Origin of the sequence: Streptomyces sp. BR123, assembly GCF_013401435.1 — a bacterium.
Taxonomy (GTDB): domain Bacteria; phylum Actinomycetota; class Actinomycetes; order Streptomycetales; family Streptomycetaceae; genus Streptomyces.
On sequence record NZ_JACBGN010000008.1, the window covers coordinates 24,558 to 43,469 of the forward strand.

At 73.2% G+C, this 18,912-nt stretch carries 18 protein-coding genes and 1 pseudogene; 6 read left to right on the forward strand and 13 right to left on the reverse strand.

Annotated elements, in window-relative coordinates:
- Positions 1–71: 71 nt before the first annotated feature.
- Together HYE82_RS02350 and HYE82_RS02355 are read left to right on the forward strand one after the other, a co-directional pair.
- Positions 72–737: a maleylpyruvate isomerase family mycothiol-dependent enzyme gene (locus tag HYE82_RS02350; RefSeq protein WP_179172200.1), complete on the forward strand. Its 666-nt coding sequence runs from the start codon at positions 72–74 to the stop codon at positions 735–737.
- Positions 734–1,369, forward strand: coding sequence for a DUF1772 domain-containing protein (locus tag HYE82_RS02355; RefSeq protein WP_309144171.1), 636 nt, complete (start codon positions 734–736; stop codon positions 1,367–1,369). The genes HYE82_RS02350 and HYE82_RS02355 overlap by 4 nt, the downstream gene beginning before the upstream one ends.
- A 319-nt stretch (positions 1,370–1,688) precedes the next feature.
- Here the strand turns inward: HYE82_RS02355 and HYE82_RS02360 are convergent, their stop codons facing one another.
- The 3 genes from HYE82_RS02360 to HYE82_RS02370 all read right to left on the reverse strand — a co-directional run bounded on the left by HYE82_RS02360 (position 1,689) and on the right by HYE82_RS02370 (position 6,211).
- Positions 1,689–2,486 carry a hypothetical protein gene (locus HYE82_RS02360; protein ID WP_179172201.1) on the reverse strand — a complete coding sequence of 266 codons (798 nt, stop codon included), beginning with the start codon at positions 2,484–2,486 and terminating at the stop codon, positions 1,689–1,691.
- Positions 2,487–2,530: 44 nt separating this feature from the next.
- Entirely contained in the window at positions 2,531–4,486 is a 1,956-nt protein-coding gene (locus HYE82_RS02365) for a TrkA family potassium uptake protein (RefSeq protein ID WP_179172229.1), read from the reverse strand.
- Positions 4,487–4,747: 261 nt separating this feature from the next.
- Positions 4,748–6,211, reverse strand: coding sequence for a multicopper oxidase family protein (locus tag HYE82_RS02370; RefSeq protein WP_179172202.1), 1,464 nt, complete (start codon positions 6,209–6,211; stop codon positions 4,748–4,750).
- Between the two features lie 470 nt (positions 6,212–6,681).
- On the opposite strand from HYE82_RS02370, the gene HYE82_RS02375 reads away from it, so the two are divergent.
- Positions 6,682–7,068 (forward strand): hypothetical protein, encoded by a 387-nt coding sequence (locus tag HYE82_RS02375; protein ID WP_309144172.1) that lies wholly within the window; start codon positions 6,682–6,684, stop codon positions 7,066–7,068.
- Between the two features lie 26 nt (positions 7,069–7,094).
- Here the strand turns inward: HYE82_RS02375 and HYE82_RS02380 are convergent, their stop codons facing one another.
- The 7 genes from HYE82_RS02380 to HYE82_RS02410 all read right to left on the reverse strand — a co-directional run bounded on the left by HYE82_RS02380 (position 7,095) and on the right by HYE82_RS02410 (position 14,209).
- On the reverse strand, positions 7,095–7,598 hold the full coding sequence (locus HYE82_RS02380) for a metallophosphoesterase (protein ID WP_179172203.1): 504 nt from the start codon (positions 7,596–7,598) through the stop codon (positions 7,095–7,097).
- A 117-nt stretch (positions 7,599–7,715) separates the two neighbouring features.
- Positions 7,716–8,738 (reverse strand): RNA ligase family protein, encoded by a 1,023-nt coding sequence (locus HYE82_RS02385; protein ID WP_179172204.1) that lies wholly within the window; start codon positions 8,736–8,738, stop codon positions 7,716–7,718.
- On the reverse strand, positions 8,731–9,705 hold the full coding sequence (locus HYE82_RS02390) for an MBL fold metallo-hydrolase (protein WP_179172205.1): 975 nt from the start codon (positions 9,703–9,705) through the stop codon (positions 8,731–8,733). Before HYE82_RS02390 ends, HYE82_RS02385 begins: the two co-directional genes overlap by 8 nt.
- 727 nt (positions 9,706–10,432) lie before the next feature.
- Entirely contained in the window at positions 10,433–11,431 is a 999-nt protein-coding gene (gene gap / locus HYE82_RS02395; protein WP_179172206.1) for a type I glyceraldehyde-3-phosphate dehydrogenase, read from the reverse strand.
- A gap of 107 nt (positions 11,432–11,538) precedes the next feature.
- Entirely contained in the window at positions 11,539–12,495 is a 957-nt protein-coding gene (locus HYE82_RS02400) for a GlxA family transcriptional regulator (protein ID WP_179172207.1), read from the reverse strand.
- Positions 12,496–12,601: 106 nt separating this feature from the next.
- A complete protein-coding gene (locus tag HYE82_RS02405; RefSeq protein WP_179172208.1) occupies positions 12,602–13,138 on the reverse strand; it encodes a TspO/MBR family protein in 537 nt (178 codons plus the stop codon).
- Between the two features lie 102 nt (positions 13,139–13,240).
- The gene (locus HYE82_RS02410) at positions 13,241–14,209 is read right to left on the reverse strand and encodes a DUF4344 domain-containing metallopeptidase (RefSeq protein WP_309144173.1); all 969 of its coding nucleotides are present in this window, start codon (positions 14,207–14,209) and stop codon (positions 13,241–13,243) included.
- Positions 14,210–14,858: 649 nt separating this feature from the next.
- Here HYE82_RS02410 and HYE82_RS37570 point away from each other — a divergent pair.
- From HYE82_RS37570 to HYE82_RS02420, 3 genes and pseudogenes are all read left to right on the forward strand, one after another.
- Positions 14,859–14,945 (forward strand): annotated as a pseudogene (locus tag HYE82_RS37570) (GNAT family N-acetyltransferase); the annotation flags it as partial.
- A 77-nt stretch (positions 14,946–15,022) separates the two neighbouring features.
- Complete coding sequence (locus HYE82_RS02415) at positions 15,023–15,622, forward strand: hypothetical protein (RefSeq protein ID WP_179172209.1); 600 nt, start codon at positions 15,023–15,025, stop codon at positions 15,620–15,622.
- A gap of 127 nt (positions 15,623–15,749) precedes the next feature.
- Positions 15,750–16,046 (forward strand): acylphosphatase, encoded by a 297-nt coding sequence (locus HYE82_RS02420; protein WP_179172210.1) that lies wholly within the window; start codon positions 15,750–15,752, stop codon positions 16,044–16,046.
- A gap of 43 nt (positions 16,047–16,089) precedes the next feature.
- On the opposite strand, the gene HYE82_RS02425 is transcribed toward HYE82_RS02420, so the two are convergent.
- Genes HYE82_RS02425 through HYE82_RS02435 form a run of 3 tightly spaced genes read right to left on the reverse strand, consistent with a single transcriptional unit; the run spans position 16,090 to position 18,789 of the window.
- Entirely contained in the window at positions 16,090–16,740 is a 651-nt protein-coding gene (locus HYE82_RS02425; protein ID WP_179172211.1) for a response regulator transcription factor, read from the reverse strand.
- On the reverse strand, positions 16,704–18,005 hold the full coding sequence (locus tag HYE82_RS02430) for a sensor histidine kinase (protein WP_179172212.1): 1,302 nt from the start codon (positions 18,003–18,005) through the stop codon (positions 16,704–16,706). The genes HYE82_RS02425 and HYE82_RS02430 overlap by 37 nt, the downstream gene beginning before the upstream one ends.
- On the reverse strand, positions 17,995–18,789 hold the full coding sequence (locus HYE82_RS02435) for a CPBP family intramembrane glutamic endopeptidase (protein WP_256986856.1): 795 nt from the start codon (positions 18,787–18,789) through the stop codon (positions 17,995–17,997). The genes HYE82_RS02430 and HYE82_RS02435 overlap by 11 nt, the downstream gene beginning before the upstream one ends.
- Positions 18,790–18,912 lie beyond the last annotated feature (123 nt).

Sequence of the window (18,912 nt, forward strand, 5' to 3'; positions counted from 1 at the left end):
AACCGTTGATGCTAGAGGGCAGCACAACCATCTATTGGACGTATGGATCAGCCGCCCGCACGCTGGATCACATGGAGAACGCGACGCGAAGCAGGGACGAGCAGGCAAACGGTGTCGTGGCGGGCCTCAGGTCCGCCATCGCGGCGGAACGCCGGGAGCTGGCCGAGCTGTTCGACGGTCTGCGGGCCGATCAGTGGGACGCGCCCAGCCTGTGCGACGGGTGGCGGGTGCGTGAGGTCGTCGCCCACATGTCGATGGGCTTCCGGCTCTCCCTGCCGGCGACCCTGGGTGAGCTCGTCAAGGCCCGCGGGAATCTGCACCGCATGACCGACCGCGTCGCCCGCCGGGACGCCGCCGCGCATTCCGCCGGTGAGCTCAGCGCCTTCCTGCGGGACAACGCCCACCATCCGTGGACACCGCCGGTCGGGGGGCTCGTGTCCGCCCTCGGCCACGACGTGGTGCACGGCCTGGACGCGACGGTCGCGCTCAGGCTCCGCCGACGCGTCCCCGAGGACAGGCTGCGCATCCTCCTCGACGACATCAAGCCCCGCGGCCTGAAGTTCTTCGGCGTCGTCCTGGACGGGGTGCGGCTGTGCGCCGAGGACACGGACTGGTCCTACGGGACCGGTGCTCCCGTGTACGGAACCGCACAGGACCTCCTGCTGCTGGCCTTCGGCCGCAGGCTTCCCCACGGCCGCCTGCACGGCGAACCCGCCGACCGGTTCACCGCCCGGTGACCGCCGTGCGGCCCCGGCTGCTCCAGGCGCTGTCAGTCTTCTCCACCGGCCTGCTGGCCGGTGCGTTCGGCTACGGCGCAGCCAACCTCGTCCCGACGTTCAACACCGTGCCCATCGAGATGAGACTCGACTTCCACACCGCCCTGATGACGATGAACGGCATCACCGTGCAGGGCGCGATGGCGGTCTCGGCCCTCGGCTCCTTCGCCCTGGCCGTTGCCGAGCGCGGCCGGGCGCGCGTCCTCGCCGGGGCGGCGGGACTCCTGGTGGTCTCTTCCTTCCTGATCACCCGGTTCGGGAACGTCCCCATCAACGGCCGCATCAAGCAGTGGGCCGCCACCGTGCCGCCGGCCGGGCACGAGGAAGTCCTCCGCCGCTGGGAACTGTTCAACAACGCCCGCACCCTGACCGCCGCGGTCGCCTTCGGGCTGCTCGTCCTCCTCGCCCTCCGGCCGCACCGCAGGCCCGCGGTGGCGTCGGCGCCGCAGCAGGCGGGGCGGGAGAGCCTCCCGCCCCGAGGTCTGCCGCTTCCGGACTCGGGGGCCGATCACCGAGGAGGAGACGGCGGCCGGCGGGACTCCGAGGGGTTCGGCATCGAGGACGAGTGGCGTGCGGTCACCCCGCTCCCTTGACCGCCGTGCGAGCGGTGGGCGTCCGCGCGGTGTCGGCTGCGTCGTGCGGCCCGCCGGCTTCGTGGGGCGGTGCGGCGGCCTCCATGAGGTCGTACATCCGGTCCAGGAGCCTTCCGAAGTCACGCCACGGTGTTTCCCCGTCCTTGCCCGTACGGCTGCTTCTCGGCAGGGCCGCCATGGTCCACCTCCGGATCCGAGGCGGTGGCGCCGCCCTGACCGGCGTACGCCCCGCACTGTGGACGAGTCGTCTTCCCCGGTGGGCGGATTTTCATGCGGCTGGTGACCCCCTCGTAGGGTGACGGGTTCGGAGGGTGACGGGTCAGAGGTCGCACACGGGCCGGGTGGAGAAGTCCTCGTACAGGCCTTCGCCGTCCGGGCCGTGAACGAACTCGGCGTGGAAGGGGTTGCGGTTGGCGGTGGCCAGGGGCAGCCATCCCAGCAGGGGGCCGTAGCCACCGCAGGCCGACTCGCCGCCGTCACCGCCATGTACCGCGGTGGGGTCGTTCGTGAGCTCCGTGCGGTACGTGTCGTAGGCGATGTGCAGGCCAAGCGCGTTCGGCTGGTGCTGCGGACCGGTCCGGTCCTCGTAGGGGATCCGGTCGAGGGGGCAGTCGTCGCCCCACCGGAACAGGGTGTCCGCCCCGGCTCCGCAGGCGTGCTCCCATTCGTCGGGGCTCGGCATGCGCAGGCCGCGGGCGGCGAGCAGATCCGGCATGTCGGCGGGAGGCTCGGTGAGGTCCTCGTCCTCCACCGCCATGAGCACCGTTCGGAGGGCCACGCGTCGGCGCCGGCTGAGCAGCTGTGCCAGGTGCGCCTTCAGGTCCGGGCCGCACCCGAATCCCTCCTCCAGGCTCTCCCGGTAGTCGGCGTTCTGCTCGGGCGTCGGCTGCCAGGCATCGAGGTCGAACCCGAGGGTGACCGTGCCGCCCGGCACGAGAGCGAACTCCTGACCGCTCCGCTCGATCCGGGCGCGGTGCATCCGGGCGCCCAGGTGCTCGACGGCATCGACGGCGATCAGGCGGCCTCCCGCCGAATCGGCCGCCTGCCGGGCGACTCGGCGAGCGGTGTGAAAGTCGAAGGATCGCCACTGGTCAAAGGTCAAGTCGGCTGTGGACATGCGGCGCAGTCTTGCACGCCGGACTGACAGGGCCCGGCCCGCCGTCACGGGTTGCCGGTCGGTGTGCGTCGGCGGCCCAGGAGTTCGGCTAGGCCCTGGCGGGTGGCGGCGATCAGGACGCGGTCCTGTGCGGTCAGGGCGCGGCCCGGATCCACGTCCCAGACGAGGCCCCCGGCGGCGTCGCCCTCGCGGCGCGCGCCCGACAGGTGCGGGCGGCGTTCCGTGCGGGCCCCGGCGTGCAGCGCGATGACGCGCCAGGCGCCCGGGCGGAAGGATTCCGTGACCGTGCGCCCCTCCAGCTCCGGCAGTCCTGCCACCTCGACGGCAGCGATCAGCAGGACACACCGTTCCACGGGGATGGCGCCGAGGATCTGCCGTCCCATCATCGCGCCGGCGAAGGCGGGGCCGGCGAGGTGGGTGACGCTGCGGCTGCGGGTGAGCGCCGCCGGATGCGCCGTGCTCAGGGTGCGGTCGACGGCCTCGGCGAAGTCGTCGTCGTCCAGGCGCAGTACGACGCGCAGGTCCCCCTTGACCGTGCGGGCGTGCAGGACCGCCTCCAGGTTGGTGGTGTCCGAGCTGGTCAGCGCGATCAGGGCGCGCGCCCGGTGGACGCGGGCCGCCTCCAGCACGCCCTCCTCGGTGACGTCCCCCATCACCACCGGCACGTGCAGGCGGCGGGCGAGCGCCAGCCCGCGGGCCAGGGAATCCGCCTCCAGGCACACCACCGGGATGCCGAGCTCCCGGAGGCGGGCGAGCACGCGCGTGCCGATCTTCCCCAGTCCCACGAGGACCACGTGCCCCGAGAGGTTTCCCGGCGGCCGCCTGAGCCCCGCGGCCGTCCGGAACGCACCCAGGGCCTCCAGTGCTGCGGCCACGAGGACGGGCAGCAGGAGCATGCCCACGAACCCGCCGAGCACCTGGAGCAGCTGCCGTACGGGTGGTTCCCGTACGGCCGGGTCGTTGAAGGCGAAGATGTCGAGGAGCGTCACGTACGCGGCGTGGAACGGGGTGTCGCCCGTGGTCAGCCACGAGGCCAGGCCGAGTGCCGCCACGGCGGCCGCGACCCCGGCGAGCGACCAGTTCAGGCGCGGGGGGAACAGGGATGCCAGGGAACCCAGTTGGGCCGCCGCGCCCGGGATGCGGGAGGCGATGCGCCGGCGCCCCGGGGGCGGGACGACTTCGAGGGCGACGAGGGTGAGGGTTCCGGCGCGTGCGGTCTCGCGGTCGTCGGGCAGCAGCCACGGCCCGCGGTCACGGCCCCGGTCGCAGTCGCGGTCCCACCTCCGTACGGGGCCTCGGTGGTCCTCGGGGCCGTCGGGGTCCGTCGGGAGCAGCGCCAGGGTGCAGAGCGTGCGGGCGGGCGGGGTGCCGCGCCGCCGGGGAGGGCGTTCCACGGCTCTGAGCAGGAGTCCGTCCGCCTGGACGACTTTGCTGGTGCCTGCGACCGCGGTGGCCGCGAAGGCGGGTGCCGCCGTGTCCGCGTCCGACAGGACGGTGGTGGAGGCGTCCTGATCGGGCCGGCCCGTCGCCGGGGCCGCGACGGCCGCCGCCTGGTCGAGCAGTTCGGCCAGGTGCAGCCCGAGCTTGCGGTTGTACAGGCGGATGACGAGGCGGAGGCGGGGGTTGAGGCGTCGGGCCACGAGGGCGGCCTGCACGTTGCGGTCGTCGTCCTCGTAGAGGAGGGAGAGCGCCGGCGCGCCGCCCACTCCTGCGGCGGCCAGGACCGCTTCGTCGGGCTCCGCGGCCTCCACGATCCGCAGTTCGCGCACCGCGGGCCGCTCCGCTGCCGGGACCGCGTCCCACGGCCTGGCCGGCGGTACGCGGGCGAACAGCCCGATGCCCGCCCCCGGGCCCTGGCCATGGCCGTACCCGTGGGTGTGCCCCAGGACCCGCTCGGCTTCGCGGGCGGCGGGCACGACCAGGGTGACGGGTTCGCCGTACACGTCGAGGAGTTCCGCGGCGACCCGGTGGGCGAGACCGTCGTCGCCGCAGACGAGCATTCGTCCGCCGGGCTCCGTGAAGAGGGGGATCCGGGAGTAACGCGAGGGCCGCACGTCGGAATGATGCCTCGTCGGGCGGGCGGGCAAGCGTGGGAGAGGGCAGGCGGGAGAGGCCCGAGGGGCAAAGGAGCGGTGGGGAGGTGCTCTCCCGCGGTCCGTGCGCGCCGTCACCGGCACCGGCGCACGACGACACCGCGGACCCGCCCGGATCCGGGGGCTTCCCGCCGCGGGCGGAGTCCCGGCGGCCCCGGCGGCCCCGCCCTAGCGGACCCGGAAGTTGGCCATCATGCCCATGGCCGAGTGGTCCAGCAGGTGGCAGTGGTAGACGTACGTGCCCCGGTGGCTGTTGAAGGTGGCGTGCAGTTTCACCGTCTCGCCGGGGAACAGCTGGACCGTGTCCTTCAGGCCCGCCTCGGCGGGGGCGGCCGGGAGGCCGTTGCGCTCCAGCACGCGGAACTGGACCAGGTGCATGTGGAAGTTGTGCGGGATCCGCTGGTTGGCGTTGGTCACCGTCCATGTCTCGGAGGTTCCGAAGGTGACCGTCTGGTCGATCCGGTCCGGGTCCCACTGCAGTCCGTCCATGAAGCCGCGCGCGTCGGTGCGGCCGTCCTCGTCCATGCTGAGGACGATCTTCCGCTCGACCGCGGGCCTGGGCAGGGCGTCCACCGTCGGCAGGGTGCGCAGCACGTCCGGGATCCGGCTCGGGTCGGGGGCGGTGCGGACCACGTCGAAGCGGAGCACGTTGCCGGGTTCGGTGGTGCCCGGGCCCGGCATGTTCTGCAGGACGATCTTCGTGCCGACCGGGTAGCGGGAGAAGTCGATGACCACGTCGGCGCGTTCCGCCGGGGACAGCGGGATGGTGTCGGTCGTGAACGGGCGCTCCAGCAGGCCGCCGTCGGAGCCGATCTGCACCATCTGCCCGCCGTCGGCGAGGCGCAGCTTGAGGAAGCGGAGGTTGGAGGTGTTGAGCAGGCGGAAGCGGTACTTGCGGGCGGCGACCTCCACGTACGGGCTCGGGCGGCCGTTGGCGAGCAGCGTGGTGCGGCCCCGGAAGTCGTCCATCCGGTAGACCAGCTGCCCGTTCTCGTCGAAGCGGGCGTCGCGCAGCGCGATGGGCATCTCGTACTGTCCGGAGGGCAGCGGCAGGGCGCGCTCGGTGTCGTCCGTCAGGACGTACGTCCCCGACAGGCCCCGGTAGACGTGCTCGGCCTCCATGTGGTGGGCGTGGTCGTGGAACCACAGGGTGGCGTTCGGCTGCTGGTTCGGGTAGGTGTACGTGCGCGTCGTGCCCGGGGCGACGGTGTCCATCGGGCTGCCGTCGTTCTCCGGGGAGACTTCCGCGCCGTGCAGGTGCACGGCGATCGGCATGTGCAGGGTGTTGCGGTGCCGCACGGTCACCTGCCGGCCGCTGCGGGCCCGCAGCACCGGACCCGGGAAGTGGCCGTCGTAGGTGAGCACCTTGGTCCGGACGCCGGGCAGGATCTCCCGGGACACCTCCTTGACCGTGACGCGGTACGCGTCCACCCCGCCGTGCGTGGAGTACGGCGTGAGGACGGGGAGCTGCGGCATTCTCACCGTGAACGGCGGCGGGACGGCCACCGGGCCCGTCTCGTCGGCTGCCCGGGCCGTACCGGACTGCAGCACGGGCAGCAGTCCGGCGCCGGTGATCAGGCCCGCCCCCGTCGTGGACAGGGCGCCGACGAGCAGGCGTCTTCTGGTGACCATGGGTGCCCTCCTGGGAAGAACGAGGAAGCGTCGCATCGGCGTTCACATGCCGAACGCTGGGCCTCATGATCCGGAGATCGACCCGGGCAACTCCCCCCTGATGTCAGAGAATGTCAGGTATCGCCCCGCCTGTTGATCGGCCCGATGCCTCCGCTTCCGCCGGAGTGGAACGGGTGTCCCCCGGTGGTCCGCCGGGTGCTGCGCCTTCGGTGCGCGTGGCCGATTCCTCACGGCCCTGAGGTCCCGCTCCCCCGCGTACGGATCCCGCTGCACCCACGCCTCCGGCCCGGCCCGGCCGCCCGCCGGGAGGCGAGGCGCAGCAGCGCCACCGGAATGCGCACCGGCGGCTCCCCTTCTGCCCGGGAGCGCCCGGGGGGCCGTTCGAGTGGCACGGCCGTGCACTCCGGGCCAGGGTGGGGGCACGGCCCCGTGTCGTACGGGCCCGGGCTCCACGCGGAGGGAGACGGCACGTGCGTTCGGCGAAGCTCGGCATGGCCGCAGGCCTGCTGGCGGCTGCCACGCTGGGGCCGACGGCCCCGGTGGCGGCCCCGCCCCCGGCCCCGGCTCCGGCGTCGGCTTCCGCGGGGAAGACCGCCACCGCGGCGCCCCTCGTGTTCTGCGGAACCGCCGCGGCCTTCGGGCTCGGGGTGTCGGCCGACCGGGCCTCGTCGTGTGCCGTCGCGCTGCGGGTCGCAGCCGCCTACACCGGGATTCTGCCCCACACGCGGGGCGCGCCCGTCGAAGTCCGCGCGGGGGGAACCACGTGGCTGTGCCGGGAGCGGCAGGGCAACCCCGATCCGTACCAGGAGTGCCTCGACACGGGCGACAGCGGCCGGAGGGTCACGCTGACCTCCTGACCTCCTGACCTTCTCCGTCTCGCGGGTCAGCGGCGCGGCGGGAGCCGGTGCAGGGTGACGTCGTGGAGCGCCCCGTCGGAGACGGTGAGGGTCATGAAGGTGCAGAACGGCTGCCGTCTGCGGTCGGTGGGCGAGCCGGGGTTGAGCAGGCGCAGTCCGCCGGGGGCTGTGGAGTTCCAGGGGATGTGGCTGTGCCCGAACACGAGGACGTCCAGGTCGGGGAAGCGCTCTGCGCAGCGGCGTTCCCGCCCGGCGGCCGCGCCGGTCTCGTGCACCACGCCGAACCGCAGCCCCGCCAGGCGGGCGCGGGCGACCTCGGGCAGGCGCCGGCGCAGCGGTGGGCCGTCGTTGTTGCCGTACACGGCGATGAGCCGGCGGGCCCGGGATTCCAGGAGGTCGAGGGTGGCCTCGTCGGTCCAGTCTCCGGCGTGGACGACGGCGTCCGCCTCGTCGACGGCGGCCAGGAGCGCCTGCGGGAGGCTCTTGGCGCGGGCGGGGACGTGCGTGTCCGAGGTCAGCAGCAGCCGCATGCCCCCACGGTAGACGGGGCCGGACGGACTCCGGGCCACACGCCGGTCAGGACGTGGGGCGCCGGCCGGGGACGCCGGGCGCCGGTCGGCTCACGGGGCCGGGGAACGGCAGCCGGCTCAGGCGGGGGCGCAGCGGTCGGTGGCGTCGTAGTGGGCGAGGGCCAGGGCTCCGGGGTGCAGTGCGCGTTCCAGGGCCTGGGCGAGGTCGTTCTCCAGGCCGCCCAGGGCTTCGGCCAGTTCCTCCACCGCGTCGCGGGCGGTTTCGGCCGCGATCGACTCGGGCGGTGTGCGCGGGCCCAGTTTGCTGACGGCGGCCGCCGCGCGGGCCGGGGTGAGCAGCGCGGTGGCCCGGCCGAGGAGCCAGCCGGGCACACCGGCGGCGCCTTCGGCCGGTGCCAGGTAGGGGCGGGAGCCGTCGAAGCGGTCGTCCTCGGCGAAGGAGGGCTGTTTGACCTTGGCGATCGGGCGTGGCGGGGTCGCGGTTCCGTCCGTGGCCCGCCATTCGCCCGCGGGCTTGAGTACGAGCCCCTCCGCCAGGTTGCCGGGCAGTTCGGGCAGTCCCAGCAGTGCCGGTACCCGGGTCGGGAACACCGGCCCGTGTTCGCGGACCCGGTGGAGGGTGCCGTGCGCGAGGAGCGGCGCGCAGTGCAGGCCCGCGGCGTCCGCGGCACGGCGCAGGGCCCGGTCGGCGACCCAGCGGACACCGTCGCCGGTGCGGATCGTGGCGTCGAAGGGCAGCCAGAGGAGGTGCGGGGCGTACCAGATGCCGGTCTGGACCGGATCGGTGTCCGGGGTGGCGGGCACATCCGGGTGCGGGTAGCGGCCGCCCGCCAGTTCACCGTAGACCGTGACCGGCGCCGAGGCGTCCGCGCCGTGGTCGCGGCGCAGGGCGGCGGCGCAGCGGTCCGCGGCGACGGCCAGGGCCGGCCAGATCCGTCCCACTCCGAAGAAGTCGTCCAGGCCGCTCTCGCCGAGCAGTTCGCGGCGCTTGGCCGGGCGCACTCCGGCGTCGTCGCACACGACGGCGAAGTTCGCCCCGTGGACCTTCTCCAGCGCGACCCAGCGCCGGGCCGCCTGTGCCTCGCCGAGCCGGGCCCGGGAGGGGATCTTGGGGTACGGGGACCAGCGGGCCTCAGCCATCCGAGCCGCCGTGCTGGTGCTGTTCGGGCAGCCGGCTGTCCGGGTGCGCCCACAGCAGGACGTTGGCGGGCGGCTGCTCGTCGCGGAAAAAGGCGAGGACGTCCCGGTCCGAGTGGCGCAGGCTGAAGTGGGTGAGGACGAAGAGGGTGTCCGGATGGGCCTCGACGACGGGTCTGAGCCGGCTCCAGACGGTGTGTCCGACCCGGTCGGCCCGCTCCAGTTCGGCGTCGTCGAGGTAGGTGCACTCGGTGATGACGACCGGGTACGCGAAGAGCCAGGGGTTGTCCTCGAAGACGGTGACGTGGGTGTCGCCGAGGAACGCGAACAGGGGCCTGAGCACCTCCCGTTCGACCTCGGAACCTTCCGCACGGCGCTGCGCCAGCATGCGGCCGAACTCCGCGCCCCGGCCCTGTTCGGCGAGGGAGCGGCGCAGTTCCTCGTACTCGGGCAGCAGTGTCTTGCGGCGTTCGGAGAACGCGTAGCCCACGCACGGCACCTTGTGCACGCATTCCACCACCCGTACGTGGTGGCCGCGGCGGCCGAACGTGAACTCGTCGCCGCCGCGGACCCCGTGCAGCCGGCAGTTCGCGGCGAGGGCCGGGTCGTAGGCGGCGCCGTGGTTCAGTTCGGCGGAGGCCCGCAGGAAGGACTCCACGTACGGCAGTGCCGCGGCGGGCAGGTGGATGTCCACGCCGGCGGGCCTGGCGGCGAGGTGGTCCAGGTCCTTCGAGTGGTCGTGGTGGGTGTGGGTGAGGAAGACGGTTTCCGGCTGTCGGCCTTCCGCGAGCCCTGCGTCGAGTGCGCAGCGCAGCTCCGGGATGTGGAAGAACGTTTTGTCGTTGGCGCGCGAGTATCCGGTGAGGGTGAAGTCGGTGCCGGGTATGCGCCAGGTCTTCCACTGGCGGAACGGGTGCCCCTGCTCCAGCCGATCCGGGTGGGCGGGGGTCCGCGCGGGGGCCTCGGTCATCGGTGCCTCCGTCGCGCCGCCGTGATCAGGTGAGAACCCGATCGTAACGGGCGGTGACCCCCGGCAGCCCGTGGTTTTCCCTGCGTACTCCGGCGCGGCGCCGCGGGCCCGGACGGGCACGGCGCCGGGCCGGGATCGGCGGGTCAGCGCCAGCTCGGCGGCACGTTGTCGAACCGCACCGAGGTGATCGCGTTCGCGGTGTCGCCGCCGAAGGCGGTGACGGCACCGGCGGGGTACCGGGTCGGCCGGTTGAAGGAGGCTGCCGGCAGCGTGCCGATCCCGGTATCGGCGACCGTGATCGCCCGACCGTGTCGGGGTGCCGAACGAGCGGCTCTGCCGTGGGAAGGCTGCGGGCGTGGCGGCCGGCTGCCGCGGAAGGCCGGCCCTCCGCGCGGGGAACGGCGATGTGCGCGCTACCGGTAGAAGGTGCGGCCGCCGGCTCCCGAGGACACCGAGACGTCGATGCCGAACTGCCGCGGGTCGTCCGTGTTCATCAGCTGCCCTCGTTCCGTTGTGGAGGTGGATCGCACCAGGAGGGAGAGGGTAACGCGACGCTCTGGCAACGCTGTTGGGCCCGTACACGCAGAAGCGGGTTCCCGGCTGCCTCGTCGGCAGCCGGGAACCCGCTCGGTCCGCGGGGACATCGGGACGGTCTTCCCCGCGGAGGCCGTCACGCCGCGGCCGCACCGTCCGGCCGAGGGGCCGGAAGGGGCGCCGCGGCCCCGCTTCAGCGGGTGGCGAGCAGCGTGAGGGTGTCGATCACGCGGTTCGAGAAGCCCCACTCGTTGTCGTACCAGGCGACCACCTTGACGTGGCGGCCGTCGACGCGGGTGAGGGCCGAGTCGAAGATCGACGAGGCGGGGTTGCCCACGATGTCGGACGACACCAGCGCGTCGTCCGAGTACTCGAGGACGCCGGCCAGCGGACCCTCCGCCGCGGCCTTGTACGCCGCCAGGACGTCCTCCAGCGTCACGTCGCGCGACACGGTCGTGTTGAGCTCGACGATCGAGCCGACCGGGACCGGTACGCGGATCGAGTCGCCGTTCAGCTTGCCGTCGAGCTGCGGCAGCACCAGGCCGATCGCCTTGGCGGCGCCCGTCGTGGTCGGCACGATGTTGACGGCGGCGGCGCGGGCGCGGCGGGGGTCGCGGTGCGGACCGTCCTGCAGGGCCTGCTCCTGCGTGTAGGCGTGGACCGTCGTCATGAAGCCGTGCTCGATGCCGGCGACCTCGTCGAGGACGGCGGCCAGCGGCGCGAGCGCGTTGGTCGTGCACGAGGCGTTCGAGACGATCGTGTGCTCGGCCGGGTCGTAGGCGTCGGTGTTCACACCGTACGCGAGGGTCACGTCCGCGCCGTCCGACGGGGCGGAGACGAGCACCTTCTTCGCGCCCGCCTTGATGTGGGCGCGGGCGGCCTCGGCGGAGGTGAAGCGGCCGGTCGACTCGAGGACGATCTCCACGCCCAGCTCGGCCCAGGGGAGCTGCTCCGGCTCGCGCTCGGCGAGGACCGTGATGCGGCGGCCGTCGACGACGAGGGTGTTCCCGTCGACGGTCACCGGGCGGCCCAGGCGGCCGGACGTCGAGTCGAACGCGAGCAGGCGCGCGAGCGTGGTGGGCTCGGAGAGGTCGTTGATGGCGACGACCTCGAGGTCGCTGTCGCGTTCGAGCAGCGCGCGCAGCACGTTGCGTCCGATGCGGCCGAATCCGTTGATGGCGATGCGAGTCATGAGCGGTGTCCCTTCTGTTCGCCAACAGACTCGCGTCCTTGATCCGCCCGCGACAGTGGCGCGATCGCCATGGTTCAAAAGGATCTCGCCACGCCCTCGGGGGTGGGCTACTCGCCCTTGGTGAAGGTGCGCCGGTACTCGGTGGGGGTGGTGCCGAGGATGCGCTGGAAGTGCAGCCGCAGGTTCGCGCCCGTGCCGAGGCCGACGTCAGCGGCTATCTGCTCCACGCTCCGCTCCGAGCGTTCGAGCAGTTCACGGGCCCTGTCGACCCGGGCGCGCATGATCCACTGCATCGGCGTGTAGCCCGTGTCGTCGGCGAAGCGCCGCGAGAACGTACGGGACGACACCGCCGCGTGCTCGGCGAGCGCCTCGAGCGTCAGGGGCTCGGCGAGCCGGCGCAGCGCCCACTCACGGGTGGCGGCGAACCGTTCGCCGAGGGGCTCGGGCACGCTGCGGGGAAGGTACTGCGCCTGGCCGCCGCTGCGGTAGGGGGCCGCGACCAGGCGGCGGGCGGCGTGGTTCGACGCGCCCACGCCGACGTCGGCGCGCAGGATGTGCAGGCACAGGTCGATGCCCGAGGCGGCTCCGGCCGAGGTCAGAACGCTGCCCTCGTCGACGAACAGGACGTTCTCGTCGAGGCGGACGAGCGGATGTTTGGCCGCGAGCGCGCGCGTGTAGTGCCAGTGGGTCGTGGCGCGCTTGCCGTCGAGGAGGCCGGTGGCGGCGAGTGCGAACGCGCCCGTCGAGATGGCGGCGAGCCGTGCGCCCCGGTCGTGGGCGGCGATCAGCGCGTCGATGACGTCCTGCGGAGGGTCCTCCCGGTCCGGGAACCGGTAGCCGGGCACGAAGACGATGTCGGCCCAGGCGAGCGCGTCGAGCCCGTGGTTCACGTGGTACGAGAGGCCGTCGCCGCCGGCGACGAGGCCCGGGGCGGCGCCGCAGACCCGTACCTCGTACGGCATGCTCGCACGGGTGGTGAAGACCTGGGCCGGGATGCCGACGTCCAGGGGCTTGGCCCCCTCCAGCACGAGGACGGCGACGCGGTGCAGGCGGGGGGCTGACATGCATAGAGGGTAAGCGGCGGTACGCCATTCGGGCACATTTGCGACACGGCCGTGGTTGTAGGGCATGGCCGGCCGATGGCGGAACGCGACGGTCCCCGTTCGGGGATCACCGGTTGAGCAGCCAGATCGACCAGTTCAGCGCGGATGCGTAGGCGACCCACAGCAGGTAGGGGAGGAGTAGCCAGGCAGCGGGCCGGTACACGCGGGCGAAGACGGCGGCGGTGAGTGCGATCGAGACGAGCAGCAGGCAGATGTCGACGAGCGCCGGACCGTACTGCCCGGCCGCGAAGAACAGCGGTGTCCACGCCAGGTTGAGCAGCAGTTGCACCGCCCACAGCGCGAGGGCGAGGCGGCGGCCTTCCGGCCTGCCGCGCCGGACGACGAGCCAGGCCGCGACGGCGATCGACGCGTAGAGCACGGTCCACACGGGTCCGAAGAGCCACGCCGGCGGCGCCCAGGCGGGGCGTTCCAACGTGAGGTAGACGTCCTCGGCTTCGGCGGCCGCCAGACCTCCGACGACGGCGACGCCGTACGTGAGCGCGAGGAAGACGAGCAGCAGGGGCACCGGCCGGGCGAGCTGCGCACGCAGCGCCGCACCGTTCACGGCGGGCTGCCCGTGTCGATCGTGGAGGGGTCGCCCCATGGAGGTCACCGCCTTTCGGCCGGGGGGCGAGGACCGTCCCGGCGCCCCAGCCAGTACTTCACTCCCCGGCGTGGGGACGGATGCACCTTTTGGATGCGCGCCTCACTGACTGCTGCGGATCTCGTCCAGCTTTTCCGCCAGGGCCTTCGTCTCCGCGATCAGCCGGGCGCGTGCCTGTTCACGGCTGCTGTCGCCCTGCGCCCTGAACGCCCCGCGGAAGTGCGGCTTGAGCTGGGTCCACCAGCCGTGGTCCAGCATCGCCCATGCCTGCGGGCAGAGCGCGGCGCGGGATTTCGGCAGGTAGCCGGCTCCGACCAGTGGTCCGTCGAACTTCTTCGGGTCACTGCCGTGGAGGTAGCAGAGGAAGTTGAAGACCCGCTGCTGGGTGACGGGGTGATCGCTGGAGAGCCCTTCGAGGGTGAGCTTGCCCTCCTTGCGGGCGAGCGCGTCGAAGATCATCGCGCTCGCCAGCGAGGGTCCGGGGCCGGCCTCGTTGACGGTGTGGAACGACGCGAACCCGTCGGCGGCGTCCTCCTCCAGACCGAGGTTCGGCAGCTGGAGCTGGCGCTGCAGGGCATGGCCCAGCTCGTGGCCGAAGATGAACCGGGTCGAGAGCGCGGTCAGGCCGTCGGCGTTGAACTTCTCCGCGGGGAACAGGGCGGGCCGCTTCACGGTCTCGGCCACTTCTCCGGCGACCCCGTGCACCCGGGTCAGGAACGCGGGCGGCACGTAGATCGTTCTGCCGTCGGGCTGGGTGACCGCGTCCGTCACCCCCGGCGGAACCTTGTCGGTGACCTTCACGACCAGGTCGTGCGGGAGGGCGACCGATGCGTTGATCCAGTCGGCCGTCTGCTCGAGCACGCGGGACGTGCGGATCACGTCCACGATCCGCCGGTCCTGCGGCTTGATCGCATCGTCCTCGTAGACGATCGTGACCTTGCCCTCGCCCTGGCCGTGGCCTTCGTCCTTGCTGTCGCTGCCGGTCCACGAAACGACGGCGAGACCGACGGCGAGCAGCGCCCCGGCCGCAGTGGCCCGCGCCACGGTCGAACGCCCACGACTGCTCGGCACCCTGGCCGGCCCCTTCCCTCGGTCGAGGGTGCGCACGCACAGGGCTCGCACCCGACACGCGGATTATGGCCGACCGGCCATACGCCCGCAATGACCGTCTTGTGGCGTTTTGCCGCAGGGGTGGGAGGTGCGTGGCCGGGACGGCCGATCAGGAGCAGTCGAAACGGTGCTCGTACGGGCGGCCCGGGCAGGTACGGCATTCAAAGAGGTAGACGCCGCCCGGGTCACCCAGCTCCAGCCCGGCGTCGTCACAGGCGAGGCACTGGTCCTCGACGGGGGCCAGGTAAGCCGGACGAGGCGTCCGCCTCGCTGCTCTCCGCGGCCAGCAGGTGATCCATCCGCTGTCCGCATCCGGAGCAGTCCGGCCAGTCCGGGGCCTGGCACCAGCCCGGGTACCCCCGGCTTGGTGCCGGGAGCGGTGGACAACCGGTGGTGGTGGAGCCACCCGGGGGACCACCCGTCGGCCGTCGTGCTCCCGCGGGCACCAGAGCACCTGCAGCAGGTCGCGTTCCGGCGGGAACGACGAGGCCCAGGGCATCGACGGCGTGGAGCTGGACCACCGGGACCATCGGCGAGCGGTGGTGCTCGGGGCACAGCGGCCGCGGCTGGTGTTCGGGCCACAGGAGCGGACCGCCCACCGAGCTCGGGGGTGACGATCACGTACGAGTGGCGGGGCGCCGTCGACAACGCCGTCCTCGACGCCCTGCACGCCGAAGGCTTCGACCACCCGGCCGCCGGACCGACTGGCGGGCGGCGGCCCGGCTGCCGGCCCTGCGCTGCCCGGCCCCCCACGTCCCGTTCTACCCTGCCGGCATGGGTTTGGGGATCGAAGTACTGATCGTGGACTGGGAACGGGTGGAGGCGGCGGCGCCCGAGGCGCGGCACGACCTGCTGATCGACGCCGCGTTCGGAGAGGCATACAGCGACGACCTCTTCGAGCACGGCTGGTCGTGGTCCACGCAGCCGGGTGAGGACTGGTACCGGCGGTACGCGCTGCGGAACACGTACGGCTCGTACAAGCCGCACTTCCATGCCGGTCACCTCTGGGACCACATGCGCGACTCCGTCACGCCGGAGCTGCGCGACGTACTGGACCGGTTCAACGACGTGCTGTTCTGGCACGGTCTGGAGGACACCACCGGCGTCGGCTCGGGACTTCCGGAGCTACCGTGCCCCTGGAAGGCGGACCTGCTGCTGTGGCTACCGCCCGGCCAGATGCCGGTGATCGCCGGATGGTGGCGGGAGGCCGCTCCCCAACTGGACGTCCTGCGCGTGCCGTTCGACCGGATCGACACCGATCCCGACGGGTGGGTCGGCACCTTCGGGGCCTTCACGGACCTGCTCACCGACTGGGGAGAGGTGGTGACGGAGGCGGAACGCCGCGGCTGGGGCATCGTCGGCCTGCGCTGCTGACGTGCACCGCCCGGCTCCCCGGACCGGCGCCCGCTCACAGCGCCCCGCTCCCCCGAACGGGGGGCGGTCCGCGTGTCCCCGCGCGTCGCGCGGCCGGGCGGCGGCGGGAAGGCGGCAGGGTCGGGGCATGGTGCGGAAGCGTGTGATCGTGTCAGGGCGGGTCCAGGGGGTGTTCTTCCGCGACAGCTGCCGGAGCGCCGCCCTGGAGCAAGGGGTGTCCGGGTGGGTGCGCAATCTGCCCGGCGGTGATGTCGAGGCGGTGTTCGAGGGCGACGAGGAGGCCGTCGCCCGGATGGTCCGCTGGGCGCGCACGGGGCCGCCGGCGGCCTCGGTCCTGGACGTCGAGGTGCACGAGGAGCCTGCGGCCGGCTCGGGGGCGTTCGAGGGGTTCGAGGTGCGTCCCACACCGTACGGCGGCGGCTGACGCGCCTGCCGGACGGCCGGATGCCGGTGCGGCTCCGGAGGAGTCAGCGCTTGAGGTAGGCCAGGACCGCCAGGACGCGGCGGTTGTCGTCCGCCGACGCGCCGATGTCCAGCTTGGCGAAGATGCTCGCGGTGTGCTTGGCGACGGCGCTCTCGCTGATGTGCAGGCCGCCCGCTATCGCGGCGTTCGACCTGCCCTCCGCCATCAGTTCGAGGACGTCGCGCTCACGCGGCGTCAGGCTGCCGATCGTTCCGCGGGCGTCGCCGCGCGACAGCAGGCGGGAAATGACCTGCGGGTCCATCACCGTGCCGCCGGCGGCGACGCGGCGGACGGCGTCGACGAACTGCTCGGTGTGGGTCACCCGGTCCTTGAGCAGGTACCCGACGGCGCCCTCTCCCCCGGCCAGCAGCTCGTTGGCGTACAGCTGCTCCACGTACTGGGAGAGGACGAGGACGGGCAGGCCGGGCTTGCGGCGGCGGGCGTCCAGGGCGGCCTGGAGGCCCTCGTCGGTGAGGGTCGGCGGCAGCCGCACGTCGACCACCGCGACATCGGGTGCCTCGTCCCCGTCGGCGAGCAGCGCGCGGCGCAGGGACGGGCCGTTGTCCACTGCCACGACCTCGCAGCCGTGTTCCTGCAGGGTGCGGGTCAGCCCGTCCCTCAGGAGGAAGAGGTCTTCGGCGAGGACAACGCGCACGGTATCTCCATGGTCACGGTGGTCGGTCCGCCCTGCGGGCTGTGCAGGGCGAGGGTCCCGTCGAAGGTATCCAACCGCTGCCGTACGCCGGCCAGTCCGGTGCCGCGGGACGGGTCGGCGCCGCCCTGTCCGTCGTCGGTGACGGTGATGCGCAGCAGGCCGTCGTCGTACGTCAGGGCCATGTGGACCTCGCGGGCTCCGGAGTGCTTGGCCGCGTTCGCCAGCGCCTCGCTGACGGCGAAGTAGGCCGCGGATTCGACCGGGGCCTGGAGCCGGCCCGGCAGCCGGGCCTCGACGTGGACGTCGAGGAAGCTGTCGAGCGCGAGGGAGCGGACGGCGTCGCCGAGTCCGCGGTCGGCGAGGACGGGCGGGTGGATGCCGTGGACCAGGTCGCGCAGGTCCTGCAGGGCCCGCTCCGAGGTGCTGCGGGCGTCGAGGAGGAGCTCGCGTGCGGCCGCCGGGTCGGTCTCCAGGAGGCGGCCGGCCCGGTCCAGGGTCATGCCCATGGCGACCAGCCGGGCCTGTGCGCCGTCGTGCAGGTCCCTTTCGATGCGCTGCAGTTCGGCTGCCAGGGTGTCGAGGGCGCGGCTCCGGGTGTCGGTGAGCCGCTCGATCCGCCGGGTCAGCCGGGTGGTGCGGGGTGCGGAGAGGAGCCGTCGGCCGATGCGGGCGTGGAGCCGGAGCACCGCGGGAGCCGTGTACAGGGCGGCGGCGATGAGGGCGAGCCCCAGTGCCAGCGCGGCGAGCATCGTGGCGGTGGTGCGGACGGGGACGAACGCGTACCAGTTGCCGTCGTCGATGCTCCGCCAGATGAACGGCTGCACCAGCGCGCCGAAGGCCCCGTACCAGGCCAGGGAGAGGGGTACGGCGACCAGGAGGCCTCCCGTCACCGGCTCCAGCCATGCCCAGGCCAGGTCGCGCCAGAAGCCGTCGTCGGCCAGGATGCGGCGCGACCGCCCGCGGGCGGTCTCGTCACGGCCGGCGGCGGGCAGCGGCTCGGGCGGGCTGATCGGGATGCCCGTCCATGCCGCGGCCCTGGAGCGGGAGCGGTCGGACAGCGTGCGCAGGGCGCGTGCGGCGGGCGGGAGCAGGCGGAAGCCGGCGCCCACCGGCAGCAGGAGTACGGCGAGCACCACCAGCGAGCCGGCCGCCGACACGGCGAGCGCGTGCAGGCTCGCCAGCTGGCAGCGGCCGAGGGCGAGGCAGGGGCGGGCCAGGGTACGGGCCGGGGTGCGGGCGAGAGCGCCGCGCGGCTTATCGAGCATCTTCCATGATCGCGGTGAGCCTATCCGGTGCCGGAGCCGACTCTGCAGTCCGGCCCCGGCGGGCGCTCGCCCATGTCCACAGGGCTGCTGCCGTCAGGCAGGAAAGGCCGAACAGCACCATGGGGGTCACGGCGCCGGACTCCTCGTCCATGAAGAGCAGCATGCCGATGTTGATCAGGGCGTGGAATCCCCCCGCCGGCAGCAGCCGGGATGTCCCCGTCCCGTCGAGCGCCCAGCCCATGACGACCGACAGGGATACCGCCATGGTCAGGAACGCCGCGGCGTAGAGCGGGTGTTGCGCGAAGATCTGGACGTGCCAGACGCCCCAGACCGCGCCGACCGCCAGCGAGGCTCCCAGTGGGCCGAAGCGGGGGCGCAGCAGCGGCTGCAGGAGGCAGCGCCAGCCGATCTCCTCGGCGCAGGCGCCGAGGAGCTGCGCCGCGGCGATCAGCGCGAACGGGGCGTCCGGGGGTGTCGGCCGCCCGTCCCCGCCGAGTGCCGCGTACGTGGCGGCGCTGACGGCGATGACCGGCGGTGCGGTCAGGATCAGGACGGCACCGCGGCCGCCGCTGCGGGCCGGGCCGCCGGCCAGGAGCACCCGTACGCGGCGCGGCCACAGCAGTGCGGCGACGCCCACCCCCAGGGCGGGTCCGAACTGCGTCAGCTGGATGACCTCGGCGGGTATCCGTGTTGCGGGCTGGAGCGCGCCCAGCAGGCCGGCCGCGAGGAAGGCGACCGCCAGGAAGGAGGCCGTCACCCTGAGGTCCACAGGTGTCATTCGCATGACACCGACGATGCCGCCGCGCAGGGCTGCGGCCCCTGCGCCTGGCTGCCGAGTCGGGGTGTACCCAGGTACACCCCCCTCGGCCTGCTCCGGCCGCGCGGAGCCGGTCGGTCCGCTCGCCGG